The 13,522-nt window shown below is 44.6% G+C and carries 10 protein-coding genes; 7 read left to right on the top strand and 3 right to left on the bottom strand.

Going from position 1 to position 13,522, the window contains the following annotated elements; genetic code table 11:
• Positions 1-2 precede the first annotated feature (2 nt).
• Genes MUB35_RS19455 through MUB35_RS19445 form a run of 3 tightly spaced genes read left to right on the top strand, consistent with a single transcriptional unit; the run spans position 3 to position 3,802 of the window.
• Positions 3-1,094, top strand: a complete 1,092-nt coding sequence (locus MUB35_RS19455; protein ID WP_033139541.1) for a uroporphyrinogen decarboxylase family protein — start codon at positions 3-5, stop codon at positions 1,092-1,094.
• A gap of 23 nt (positions 1,095-1,117) precedes the next feature.
• Positions 1,118-2,494, top strand: a complete 1,377-nt coding sequence (dcuC, locus tag MUB35_RS19450) for a C4-dicarboxylate transporter DcuC (RefSeq protein ID WP_033139542.1) — start codon at positions 1,118-1,120, stop codon at positions 2,492-2,494.
• Between the two features lie 36 nt (positions 2,495-2,530).
• Positions 2,531-3,802 carry an SLC13 family permease gene (locus tag MUB35_RS19445; RefSeq protein WP_033139543.1) on the top strand — a complete coding sequence of 424 codons (1,272 nt, stop codon included), beginning with the start codon at positions 2,531-2,533 and terminating at the stop codon, positions 3,800-3,802.
• Between the two features lie 39 nt (positions 3,803-3,841).
• Here the strand turns inward: MUB35_RS19445 and rbr are convergent, their stop codons facing one another.
• A complete protein-coding gene (gene rbr, locus MUB35_RS19440) occupies positions 3,842-5,881 on the bottom strand; it encodes a rubrerythrin (protein ID WP_033139544.1) in 2,040 nt (679 codons plus the stop codon).
• Between the two features lie 205 nt (positions 5,882-6,086).
• Here rbr and MUB35_RS19435 point away from each other — a divergent pair, with 205 nt between their 5' ends.
• Complete coding sequence (locus MUB35_RS19435; protein WP_033139545.1) at positions 6,087-7,253, top strand: M20 metallopeptidase family protein; 1,167 nt, start codon at positions 6,087-6,089, stop codon at positions 7,251-7,253.
• A 144-nt stretch (positions 7,254-7,397) separates the two neighbouring features.
• Here the strand turns inward: MUB35_RS19435 and feoB are convergent, their stop codons facing one another.
• Positions 7,398-9,734: a ferrous iron transport protein B gene (feoB, locus tag MUB35_RS19430; protein WP_244806650.1), complete on the bottom strand. Its 2,337-nt coding sequence runs from the start codon at positions 9,732-9,734 to the stop codon at positions 7,398-7,400.
• Positions 9,735-9,949: 215 nt separating this feature from the next.
• Between feoB and MUB35_RS19425 the strand changes: the two genes are divergently transcribed.
• The 3 genes from MUB35_RS19425 (at position 9,950) to MUB35_RS19420 (ending at position 12,707) form a co-directional block, all read left to right on the top strand.
• Positions 9,950-10,852 (top strand): helix-turn-helix domain-containing protein, encoded by a 903-nt coding sequence (locus MUB35_RS19425; RefSeq protein WP_052098932.1) that lies wholly within the window; start codon positions 9,950-9,952, stop codon positions 10,850-10,852.
• Positions 10,815-10,895: a hypothetical protein gene (locus tag MUB35_RS31050; RefSeq protein WP_442863164.1), complete on the top strand. Its 81-nt coding sequence runs from the start codon at positions 10,815-10,817 to the stop codon at positions 10,893-10,895. Before MUB35_RS19425 ends, MUB35_RS31050 begins: the two co-directional genes overlap by 38 nt.
• A 111-nt stretch (positions 10,896-11,006) precedes the next feature.
• Positions 11,007-12,707, top strand: coding sequence for an AAA family ATPase (locus MUB35_RS19420; protein ID WP_244806649.1), 1,701 nt, complete (start codon positions 11,007-11,009; stop codon positions 12,705-12,707).
• A 126-nt stretch (positions 12,708-12,833) separates the two neighbouring features.
• Here MUB35_RS19420 and MUB35_RS19415 read toward each other — a convergent pair whose 3' ends face one another.
• Positions 12,834-13,424, bottom strand: a complete 591-nt coding sequence (locus MUB35_RS19415) for a TetR/AcrR family transcriptional regulator (RefSeq protein ID WP_033139548.1) — start codon at positions 13,422-13,424, stop codon at positions 12,834-12,836.
• Between the last annotated feature and the right edge of the window lie 98 nt (positions 13,425-13,522).

The raw sequence follows: 13,522 nt of genomic DNA, 5'->3' as shown, positions 1-13,522 counted from the left end.
TTATGGCGATTCCTTTTCATGAAGATGAGCTGACTGTAGTAGAAATATCAAAGGCATTCCGAGATGCCAGTGTACCGGTGTTTCATTATCCGATCACCATGAGAGAGGCCTGGAAAAGAATGGCTTTAGACAAAAAACCGGTATGGATGTGTACCGGTGTGGAAACTTTTAGCTTTTATCCGGATATCATTCCCGATAATCGTGCCAGAGGCTATGTCAATGACGGCGGAAGACGTATCAAAGAGGAAGAAAAGGGCGGAAGAGATATGTTCGGCATTGAATGGATTTATGTTCCTGTGGCAGAAGGTTCTATGGAAAAGCCGGGATGTCCCCACTTATTTGAGGATGCCAATGATTGGAAGGCAGCCGTCAAATGGCCGGATATAGATTCCTGGGACTGGGAAGCAAGCAAAAAAGAGAATGCAGAGTTCCTGAAAAATGACCAGTTCCGGTATATAACATTCCTGAATGGTTTTGGTTTTGAGCGTCTCATTTCTTTTATGGGATTTGAAGCGGCTGCCATGGCACTGGTTGACGAGGAGCAGCAGGATGCTTTAAAGGAGCTTTTTGACAGGCTGTCCGATTTATATTGCAGAATCATTGACAAATGCTGTGAGGCATATGATATTGACGGATTCATAATCCATGACGACTGGGGAACCCAGAGAGCGCCGTTTTTTTCTTTTGATACAGGCAGGGAACTGCTCGTTCCTTATATGAAAAAGGTGACGGACCATATCCATGCAAAAGGAAAGGTGGCCGAACTGCACAGCTGCGGTTGTAATGAAATGCAGATTGAAAATTATATTGCCGGCGGATGGGATATATGGGGGCCTATGAGCAATATAAATAATACACAAAGACTTTTTGAAGATTACGGAGATAAGATTATTCTGGGAGTAATGCCGGATCTTTACGATCCGAAGGTTGATTCTGAGGAAACCATCCGTGAAAAGGCGAATGCCTTTGTTCAAAAGTTTTGTTCTGACCCAGATAAAATCTGTATTATCAATCGGTACTTCGGGCCATATCTGCAAGGGGTATATGCAGAGGAACTTTATAAAGCATCTCGTATGAAATATGAAAACTGCTGAAACAGACTTAGGGAGGGGTAAATATGGGTGACGCTATCCGCATTCTTGTTACACTAGTCATGATTGCCATGATCTTGATCATTGTGGCAAGAAAGTATTATACTGCAACAGCTTTTCTTGGTATTGGATTTGTGGTTCTGCTGGTGACAACACTGATAACCGGCCAGAGTGCCATTGCCGAGGGCGGTTCCGGTAACGCGGTTGTAGATGTTTTTGAAGTAATGGCAAATGCTATTACCACATCGCTTGGTTCTACAGGCCTTGTAATTATGGTAGTCATGGGATATGTGGGCTATATGACGCATGTAAAGGCAGCAGAATTGTTCAGCATCGTAGTGGCAAGACCGCTGCGGAAAATAAAACATTCGGAAATATTGATTTTTGCCACTTTTGTGCTGGTCGTAATCGTGAAGCTTGCCATTCCTTCCAGCTCGAGCGAAGTTTCTCTTCTGATAGCAACTGTCTTTCCGGTTTTGATAGCTGTGGGTATCAGTAAAGAGACATCGGCATCCCTTTTAATGGTTGCAACAGCTATTGTCTGGGGGCCTTCCAACACGCTGGCGCTTACTGCTTTTAACGGTGCAGGACTGGAGAATATTTCTATTCCCGTTTATTTTGTGACAAAAGAGATTCTTCCGGTGATTTGTATGATCGTAGTGGGGACCATTGTATTTATTCTTGTGAACAAATACTTTGATAAAAAAGAAGGAGTGCTGGTAAGCCGTTCAGAACTTCCGGAATTAAAGGATGTGAAAGAGCTTGGGATTCCTAAATTCTATGCAGTTTTTCCGGTACTTCCGGTATTACTGGTGATTGTTTTCAGCCCTATTGTACAGCAGTATATTACAATCTCCGTAGTAGCTGCCAATTTTATGTCGTTCCTTTTGGTCATGATCATTGAAATTATCCGGAAACGTAATATACGCCGGACTTTTGAAGATTCCAAGGCTCTTTTTGAAGGAATGGGTAAAGCATTTGTCAGTGTCGTATCTATTCTTATCGGTATCAATGTATTTTCGGCGGCGCTGAATCAGGTGGGTGGTTTGAAAATACTGGCCGGAGCATTTGCGGGCGCCGGGGGAGGGACAATTACCATTGCAGTGATCGGTGCCATTGCGGCATTTATCCTGATAGGTATCGGCAGTTCCATCAGCGGAACACTTCCTTTGTTTTCATCACTGTATGCGGCTTTTGCTGCATCAGAAGGCGAACTGGTCAATATGGTGCGTATCCTGATTTTTGGCGGAAGCCTTGCCAGTGCTGTCAATCCCATTGCGCCTACGACCATGATCGTCAGCGGCGGCTGTAATGTACCTATTACGACAATTATCAAGAGAACCATTATTCCTGCACTGGCATGTCTGCTTACAGAAATGATCGTGTGTATTCTGATTCCCTAAACAGAAGGACGTAAAATTTTCCGGAGGTAAAGTGTTATGAATACAGAAATTCTGATCACGTTGGTCATTCTGCTTTGCGCAGTGGTTTTTTATTCCACAACCTGGATGAATATGACTGCCACATCCCTGCTTATTCTGGCTGCACTTTATCTCTCCGGGATTGTATCTGTATCGGAACTGTTTGTCAATCTGGTAAACAGTTCTACGCTTCTGGTCATCTTTATGTTTATCATCAGTGGTTCGCTTTTGAAATCAGGAGCCTCCGCATTTATCGGAAAATGCCTGCTTTGGCATGCAGTGTCTGAAAAACAGATCGTTATGCGCCTGCTGCTGCTTTCCATGCTGCTGTCTGCATTTTTCAGCAATATGGCAACCGCGGCAGTGGTGGCTACCTTTGCAGTAGGTATAGCGAAATCAAGCAAAGCATACCGTCTTCCCAAAATGACAATGAGCATAGCGGTGGGGAGCATCCTTGGAGGCATGCTTACTATTATAGGTGTTTCCGGGAATGTAATGGTAAGAACATTTTTGGAAGAGGCGGGGGCAGGTACTGTCGGATTCTGGGATTTTGGGAAGATAGGTCTTCCTCTCTGCATTACGGGTTATATTTATATGTATTTTATCGGCTACAGGCTGTCGCCTTCTCAGTCTGTAACGGAGTCTGCCATAAACGACACAGAAAAGCAGGATAATGTATACAGGAAAGGACAATGCATATTTACTTTGATGGTATTTGCATCGGTGGTTATCTGTATGATGTTGGAAAATATAATCCATCTTCCAATCCACATGGCGGCATTTTTCGGAAGTCTGGTACTGATCGTCAGCAGGACGGTAACGGAGAAAGAGGCGTTTTCCTATGTGAATTGGCCTACAACACTTATGTTTGCAAGTCTTCTGACTCTGGGCGCTGCAATTTCCAAGTCCGGAGCAGCCCCTTTGATTTCCGACACTTTTTTGCGGTTGTTTGGGGAGGAGACGAATAAGACATTTATTTTGGTCGTTTTCTTCGTTTTTATTGTGATCATCACGCAGTTTATGTCCAACGGTGCCACGGCAGCCGTTTTTTATCCCATTGGTCTTTCTGTTGCACAGCAGTTGAATGTCAGTCCTGTGGCAGCCCTGATGATGGTCTGTGTGGCAGCGGGCAGCTCTTTTGCAACGCCGATGGCGACACCGCTGAATGCATACTTAATGTCGGTTTCCGGATGTCGTTTTTCTGATTATATGAAAGTAGGAGTACCTTTATTGCTGCTTACAACGATTGTCTGTGTGATTTTGTGTCCTTTGATTTGGCGTATTGGCTGAATCGAAACGCCTCCCCGGGAGTACGGGGAGGCGCCAATATTAATAGTTTTCTTTCCTTACTTCAAAATAACTCTGTGAATACTTGCAGACAGGGCATACCTCAGGTGCCTTTTTCCCCATAACCAAATGTCCGCAGATACGGCATTCCCACATGGTTTCCTCCCCTTTTTCAAATACCTGCTGCATCTCTACATTTTTAAGAAGGGCACGGTAACGCTCTTCATGGGACTTCTCGATTGCGCCTACTCTGCGGAATCGTTCTGCCAATTCCGGGAAGCCTTCTTCTTCGGCGTCTTTGGCCATGCGGTCATACATGTCCGTCCATTCATAGTTTTCTCCTTCGGCTGCTGCCAGCAGATTCTGGGCGGTGTGTCCCAGATGCCCCAGCTCCTGATACCAGATCCGGGCATGCTCCTGTTCATTGCGGGCCGTTTTAAGGAAGATTTCCGATAACTGGTCATAGCCTTCCTGACTTGCAATATTGGCAAAATAGGTGTATTTGTTGCGTGCCTGGCTTTCACCGGCAAAAGCTTCCATCAGGTTTTTCTCTGTTTTCGTTCCGGCATAAGGATTTTCGGATGAAGCCTGTTTTTCTTCGATTTTTTCAAATGCGGTTGCCGGCTGTTTGCACACAGGGCAGGTAAAGCCTTCTGTTAATGGTCCTTCATGTATATAACCACAGATTTTACAGCGATATTTCTCCATTGTTTTTCCTCCCAGATCTTTGCTTCTGTCTATATAGTTTGTATGTAACATTTCTTCTGCCAGCCTGCTGAGCGGCTGGCCGTAAAATTCTCGATACAATTGCTGGATTTCAGCATTGTCATGGCTGTTGCGCAGCTTCATCTCATCATCGCGCTTATATAATCCGGCAATCCGTTCTTTGCGCAGTTCGTCTCCCTTTAACAAAGTTCCCTTTGGCTGACCGCCGCCGCCGATGCAGCCGCCCGGACAGGTCATGACTTCGATAAAATGATAGGTTTGTCCGCTGCTGCGCCATTTTCGGATGAATTCTGTGGCTGCCTTTGTGCCAAAGATGACAACAGCTTTTAATTTGAGCGGGCCGATGGTCACTTCTGCTTCTTTTACGGATTCCATACCGCGGACGGGTTTTAGATTATAAAAATCAGCAGGGGCGGGATTGCCTGTAATGAACTGATGGGCAGTGCGCAGAGCAGCCTCCATGACACCTCCTGTATTTCCGAATATGACACCTGCGCCGGAGGCCTCCCCCATAAAGGAATCGTAGTCTGAGTCTTTCAGGGACGCAAAATCAATGTTCTCTTCTTTCGCCCATTTTGCCAGTTCCCTGGTGGTGATCACATAGTCCATATCGCGCATATCCTCAATATCAAGATATTTGGAGGCTGCGTTCATTTCCCCGCGGCGGATCTCGAATTTCTTGGCAGTACAGGGGGTGACAGCTACATTGACGATTTTTGCCGGGTCCAGCCCCATTTTTTTCGCAAAATAAGTTTTGACTGTGGGACCCTGCATACCGATAGGACTCTTGGATGAAGAGATATGTGCCAGGATATCCGGATGATAGGTTTCTGCGTATTTTACCCAAGAAGGGCAGCAGCTTGTGAACTGGGGGAGAGGCGCAGTCTTCTTTGTAACACGCTCAATTAACTCACTGGCTTCCTCCATGATTGTCAGGTCGGCTGCAAAATTGGTGTCTAATACATAATCACCACCCAATTTCCGCAGTAAAGCGATCATTTTTCCCTGTACAAAACTTCCGCCGGACAGATCAAATTCTTCCCCTAAAGCGATTCTTACGGAGGGGGAGGTGTTGAAAATGACAATTTTATCCGGATCAGCGATTGCATTTCTTACATCCTGGTATTCATATTTTTCGGTGATACTGGAGACAGGACAGACATTTGCGCACTGACCGCAGTTGATACAGACTGCCCGGTTGTTCGTATCTTCTAATTCGTAGGTATCATGAACACCTATATAATCTGTGCAGATGATCTTGCACTGTCCGCATTTTATGCACAGCGATTCGTCACGCATAATGGATGGGTTATCCGGCTCGATGGGGACACGCACACTCTTTGGTAAATGATTCATGGAAACCTCCTTTGATAAATGATAATTGTTACTGTTATTATTATATTATACCAAAATTATCCAGTTTGTCAATGAAAATGGATAAAATTAGTTAGGTAAAAGTGAACGCTGAAAAGCGCTTGCTTTTTAAGCGGGTTATTGTATACTACTTTATAAAGTCGTACATAACAGATAAACTTTTAAAACCCAAAAGAGGAGAATGCAAATGAATACAAAAATTTTTCAGGAGGCCATGGAAATACAGGAGGAATTGACAAAATGGAGACATGAGCTGCATAAGATACCGGAAATCGGTCTTGTACTTCCAAAGACCAGTGCCTTTGTTCAGAAAAAGCTGGAGGAATTTCAAATTCCTTTTGAGACGAAAGTAGAAGGAAATTGTGTTGTGGGATGTCTGGGAAAGGGAGAGCAGTGTCTGATGCTCCGGGCAGATATGGATGGGCTGCCTATGCAGGAGGAGACAGGACTGCCTTACGCCTCAGAGAATGGGAATATGCATGCCTGCGGTCATGATCTGCACACAGCAGCCCTTCTGGGAGCAGCAAAATTGCTGAAAGTGCATGAGAGGGAACTGAAAGGATGCATCAAGCTTTTATTCCAGCCTGCGGAAGAAACTTTTCTCGGAGCAGAGGCAGCCATACATGACGGTGTATTGGAAAATCCTAAAGTGGATGCAGCGGTTGGTCTCCATGTAGCCTCCGAGTTTCCGGTAGGTGTTGTGGCATATGGAACACAGGAATACGCTTCTGTCTATGGATTTAAGATCATACTGACAGGAAAGGGAACTCATGGAGCCATGCCGCAGAATGGTATCGATCCTATCAACGCAGGGGTCCACATTTACCTGGCTCTGCAGGAATTGATGGCGCGTGAGTGTGATCCTGCGGAAGAGGCGGCGCTGACGATCGGACAGTTTATCGCCGGAAATGCAGCGAATGTGATTCCTGAGCAGGCAGTCCTCCAGGGTACGCTCCGGACATTTGATGAAAAAACGCATGTACAGATGATCCGGCGCATTGAAGAAGTTGTCAGCGGGGTAGCGGCCACTTACCGTGTCCGGGCTGAAATTGAAGTGCTCAGTGATGTTCCGGTCCTCAACTGTGAGGAATCACAAAATGAACATTTTGCCAAAGCGTTTAAGGAAATGTCTCCGGAGCTGAAAATCTTCCCCGATGTTCATACCATGGGCTCCGAGGATTTTGCATTCTACGCACAAAAAGTACCCTCCTCCTATTTTATGGTGGGAGCAAAGCAGGAGGAGACTGCTATATCCTATGCGCATCATAATCCAAAAGTCTGCTTCAGTGATAAAGCGCTTCCCATAGCGGCATCCATCTATGCCTGCGCTGCGCTGAACTGGCAGATTGAGTAAGAGAAGCTAACCGTTTCCCCATTTCAAACACCGTTTGGCGGACAATGAGATGACATGCAAAAAGCTGCCGGGCTCTCCGAAAAAGAGCGGCAGCTTTTTGCTATTTTATAAAGGTTTATTCTGATTTGCGACTACCGCCGGTTTTTAAAACATTCCGGCCGCTATATGTACAAGCAGTGCCGCAATCCAGGCGATCACGCATTGCCCGGCAACAACTGCACAGGCCCATTTTCCGCCAAGTTCCCTTTTGATGGAGGCAACCGCCGCTACGCACGGCGTATACAACAGACAGAAGACAAGAAGAGCAGCTGCGCCTGCGGTTGTCAGTGTGCCGAGCAGCATATCTGTCCTGCCAAAAAGAACGGTCAGCGTAGAAACAACGCTTTCTTTTGCCATAAATCCACTGACCAGAGCTGTGGAAATCCTCCAGTCTCCAAACCCAAGGGGTGAAAAAACAGGAGCGATCACACCGGCAATGGCAGCAAGAATACTGTCTTTGGAGTCTGAGACCATATTCAGACTCATATCAAAGCTCTGCAGGAACCAGATGATAATGGTTGCAATAAAAATAACGGTAAAAGCCCTTTCAAGAAAATCCTTTGCTTTCTCCCAGAGCAGCTGTCCCACGTTTTTTGCTCCCGGCATGCGGTAATTGGGAAGCTCCATCACAAAAGGAACCGGTTCTCCCCTGAACATGGTACTCTTAAAAAGCAATGCCATCAGTATGCCTGTCAAAATCCCGAACACATACAATCCGATCATTACAAGCGCTGCCCGATCCGGGAAAAATGCCTCTGTAAAAAACGCATATATGGGGAGCTTTGCAGTACAGCTCATAAACGGGGTCAGTAAAATGGTCATCTTCCGGTCTCTCTCTGAAGACAGAGTCCGGCTGGCCATCACGCCGGGAACCGTACAGCCGAATCCGATCAGCATGGGAACGATACTTCTGCCGGATAAGCCGAGTTTACGCAGAAGCTTATCCATAATAAACGCAACTCTTGCCATATAGCCGCTGTCCTCCAGAAGGGACAGAAAGAAAAACAGAGTCACAATGATGGGAAGAAAGCTTAGCACGCCTCCCACACCGCTGAAGATACCGTCAATGATAAGAGAGTGTACAGCTTCATTTACGTGTGCTGCCGTCATGGCGCTGTCTGCAAGTTGTGTCATCCATGTGATCACCGCTTCCAGCGCACCCTGAAGCCATGCGCCTATCACATTGAAGGTCAGCCAGAAGACCACAGCCATGATTCCGATAAAAGAGGGAATCCCTGTGTATTTTCCGGTAAGTATGCGGTCCATTCTTTTGCTCCGCAGCCGTTCCCTGCTTTCTTTTGGTTTCATGACTGCTGTGTCACAGGCGCGGTTAATATAGGCAAAACGCATGTCCGCCACTGCCGAGGCGCGGTCCATCCCTGTCTCTTCCTCTGTCTGGATCACAATGTGTTCCAGCATTTCCTTTTCATTCCGGCTTAAATCAAGCTGCTCCAGAATCCGGTTATCGCCTTCCATGATTTTGCTGGCTGCAAAACGTATGGGAATGTTTTCGGTCCTGGCGTGGTCTTCGATCAGATGCATCACTGCGTGGAGTCCTCTGTGAATGCCGCTTCCGGTGTCTGCGCAGAAATCTGTTTTGGCAGGAGCTTCCTGATATTTGGCAACATGGACTGCATGTTTTACCAGTTCTTCGATGCCTTCTCCCTTAGATGCGGAAATGGGCACTACCGGCACACCCAGAAATGCTTCCATATCATTGACCTTCACGGAACCGCCGTTCTCCAACAGTTCATCCATCATGTTTAACGCTACGACCATGGGCATGTTTAACTCCATCAACTGCATGGTCAGATACAGGTTGCGCTCCATATTGGTGGAATCCACGATATTGATGATTCCTTTTGGTCTGTCTTTCAACAGAAATTCCCTTGTCACAATTTCTTCGCTGCTGTAAGGCGACATGGAATAGATACCCGGGAGGTCTGTGATCCGTGTGTTTTTATGGCCTTTTATCACCCCGTCTTTTCGGTCTACGGTAACACCGGGAAAATTTCCCACATGCTGATTGGAGCCGGTCAGCTGATTAAACAAGGTGGTCTTGCCGCAGTTCTGGTTGCCCACAAGCGCAAAGGTAAGGATTTCACTGTCCGGAAGGGGATTTTCCTGCTCTTTTGCGTGGTATTTTCCGCCTTCTCCGTATCCGGGATGGGGTGCTTCCGTGATCTTTATTTTTTCCTCTTCTTTTTCAGAAGTGCGGTGGATTTCTTCTACCTGGATTTTTTCCGCGTCATCAAGCCGGATGGTCAGTTCGTATCCGTGGAGCTTTAATTCGATGGGGTCTCCCATGGGTGCGTATTTGACAACCGTTACCTCCGTCCCCTGAATCAGTCCCATATCCAGAAAATGCTGGCGCAGCGCCCCGCTTCCGCCGACAGAATGTATAATGGCTGTTTTTCCAATCTTCAGTTCTTTTAAAGTCATTTCGTTTCTCCTTATGTTAGCGTCTTCTAACTTTATGTTCCTACTATATTTCAGCGGCTTTGTTTGGTCAACTGATTCCGGTGTCATCCTTCCATTTGGGTAAAAAGTATTTCCGATTGGATTAATATTATATTTTTTCTCATAAAAATCAGATGACGGAATAAAAACCATATGGTAGAATTGAGCCTGAGAATACGAGGGAAAGAGGAGAGATTATGAAAGATAGTTTAGAGGTCCTTCCCGGGATTGAATTGTCTGTCATCCATTTTCATTCTGAAAGGTTCACCATGCACCATGAGCTGTTTTCTGATGTTCTGGAGGTAAATTATTGCCATAGAGGAAGGATCGGATGGGATATGAGGGACGGTTCCTCTGTCTTTTTAGGCGCCGGTGATCTGGAAATCCACACAATGGACTGCTGTGCTGACTCCACGATCACTCTGCCCCTGGGAGGCTATGAAGGGATTACCGTTCTGTTCGATATGGAAGTTCTGGAAGATCATGTTCCGGAATTGCTCAAGGATGCCGGCCTGAATGGCAGGGCACTTTTGAAGAAGCTCTGTCCCGGGCAGACACCGCTGTCCCTGCCTGCAAGTCCTGAAATCTCCGGCATTTTTTCCTGCCTTTTTGAAGTTCCCCAAAAGCTGCTGCCTTCCTACTACAGGATCAAAATGCTGGAGCTTTTACTTTACCTGGAGCAGCTTAAACCGTCCCATGTGAACAGGCTGACATCCTATCAGTCAGAATTAACGGTTCTGATCCGGGAAATCCATGATTTTATAACCGCTGACTTATCAAAGCGATTTACCATAGAGGAATTGTCAAAAAAATATCTGATCAATACCACCACTCTGAAAAAGATTTTCAAAGCTGTGTATGAGAAACCCATAGCTGCTTATATGAAAGAGTACCGCATCCGCCAGGCCATGCTCCTGCTTTCTCAGACGGATGACAGCATGGCGGATATTGCCGGGCAGGTAGGATATGTGAATCAGGGAAAATTTACGCAGGCTTTTAAAGAGCAGACGCAGATGCTTCCAACGGAATATAGAAAACGCTGCCGGTTACGCAAAGTGGGGCGTGCAGATTGTCGAAATGAATTTTCAAACACACTCTAGATTAGAAATGATCTTGTTGTCGAAAATCTTAAGTATGATTTGAAACGGATATCTGCTATACTTATAAAAAAGATGCTGTTCAAAACAGGACGAACGGATGAAAGATGCTGGCGTGTATATGCGCTGATAGTAGGATAAGGAGCGTACGCGATAGATGGATATCAGAAAAAAGAAGCTTCCAATCGGGATTGAAGACTTTGAAAAGCTCCGCAAGGAAGATTTTTACTATATCGATAAAACAGGACTTATCAAAGAACTTTTGAATAATTGGGGGGAAGTGAACCTATTCACTCGCCCAAGGAGATTTGGAAAGTCTCTGAACATGAGTATGCTGAAATGTTTTTTTGAGCCGGAAAGTGATAAAAACATTTTTGAAGATTTGGAAATAGGCAGAGACAGAGAGTTATGTGAAAAGTATATGGGAAAATTTCCGGTGATATCTGTGTCACTAAAGGGTATCAATGCGGATTCCTATGAGAAAGCCTGCAGGATGGCAGCTCAGATCATAAATGGAGAAGCCAGGAGATTACAGTATCTCCTGGAAAGCAATCAACTTACACAATACGACAAAGATGCTTTTTCTGTACTGCTGAGAGATGATATGGATGAGCCGTCCTTATGTTATTCTTTGAAAACTCTGTCAGAACTTCTCCAAAAGCACCATGACAGTAAAGTGATCCTTCTGATTGATGAGTATGATGTGCCGTTGGCAAAAGCCTTTGAACAGGGATTTTATGACCAGATGGTTCTGCTGATTCGTAATCTCTTTGAACAGGTGCTGAAGACAAACAGCAGCCTGCAGTTTGCGGTACTGTCCGGATGTATGCGTATCTCAAAGGAAAGTATTTTTACTGGTCTTAATAACCTGAGGGTATTGTCTGTAGCGGATGTGGATTTTGATGAGTATTATGGGTTTACAGATGAAGAAGTAAGAAATTTGCTGGAATATTATCAGCTCTCATCCAGCTATGGCACTATTAAGGAATGGTATGACGGATATCGGTTTGGCAGCGTGGAGGTATATTGTCCGTGGGATGTGATTTGTTATTGCAGTAAGCTCCGCACAGATAGGGACGCCCGGCCGGAGAATTACTGGTCCAATACCAGCAGCAATGATGCGGTGAGACATTTTCTTCAGGAATCGGATAAAGGTACAACGAAACGAGAGATTGAAAGGCTGGTCGCCGGAGAGGTGATTGCAAAGGAAATTCATCAGGAACTTACATATAAAGATATGTATGATTCCGTTGAGAATATATGGAGCGTTCTGTTCACCACTGGTTATCTCACACAGAGAGGAAAGCCGGAGGGGAACAGTTTGCAGTTAGCTATTCCCAATATGGAAATCCGAAAAATATTCACAACTCAGATAATGGATTATTTTAAACAAAGCGTTCAGAAGAATGGAAAAGCTTTGGATAAATTCTGTGAAGCCTTGAAAAATGGAGATGCAGGCGGTGTTGAGAAACAGTTGAATGAATATTTAAGGAAAACGATCAGCATCCGGGATACTTTTGTCAAAAAACAGATGAAAGAAAACTTTTATCATGGTATTTTGTTAGGACTTTTGGGGTTCAAAGACAGCTGGAGTGTTTCTTCCAACAAGGAATCAGGAGATGGATACAGCGATATCCTTGTGGAGATTGAGGAAGAAAGTATCGGAATCGTGCTGGAAGTCAAATATCCGGAGGATGGCAATCTGGAGGCAGGCTGCAGGGCGGCCTTAGAACAGATAGAAAAGAAAGGGTATGTGGAAGAACTTCGTGATGAAGGCATGGAACAGATTTTGAAATACGGGATTGCATGTTACAAGAAACGCTGCGGTGTTATGCTTGCAGTGACCGGACAGGATTAAGTTTGAGATAAATAAAGATAGCAGCAAAAGTGTATAATAGTTTATAAAAAGGTTTGCAAGATGGTGTTTATTAACCAAGTTGCAAACCTTTTTAATTGTATTTTTCTAAGTGATTTCCGTTATAAATCAAGAATCAAAGAAGTCGATACATCCTTTTGTAACACCTAATTCGTATTCTAACATAGATGACAGTACTGCCAGTTTACGTTTTATCTGTTCAGGTCTCCAACTGAATATTCCGGGATCTAATAAAAAACAAAAAGCAGATAAAATAGTTTCACTTACCTCAAGAGGATAAGTACAATGAAATATTCCCTCCTCATTACCTTGCTGGATTATTTGCGCAATGATTGGGGAAAGACTGACTAAAATTTTTGCCAAAGATTTCTGATGTATATATGCATTTTGTGGTTTATGCAGATAGGCATCTAAATCTGTTGATATAATAGAACTTCGGTAATGTGTATATAAATGTTTTAATTTTTCAATAGCATTTTCTCCATTTTGCGAAGCAATTTTTTGACAGTCATCAATGATATCTTGATAAGTCCGTTCTACTAAGGCGTCAAAAACTTCTTCTTTGGACTTAAAATAATAATACATTCCACCCTTTGCGATTCCGGCTTTTTTTGCTATATCTCTGACAGAACAGCTTTCGCCTTTTTTTTCTGCCAGTAATTCCAGCATAGTATCTAAGATTAAATCTTTCTTTTCCATAGAATCACCACCTTTAGAAAAGATTATATCATAATCTGTCCTACTTGAACAGCGGTCAAATTTGTGTTATGATGATGTTGAACGGTGGTCAAAAAATA

It is taken from the genome of Blautia sp. NSJ-175 (genome assembly GCF_022867815.1).
In the GTDB taxonomy this organism is placed as follows: Bacteria; Bacillota; Clostridia; order Lachnospirales; family Lachnospiraceae; genus Blautia; species Blautia celeris.
Note: the sequence above shows the minus strand (reverse complement) of the source record. Positions and strands in the feature narration are given on the sequence as shown.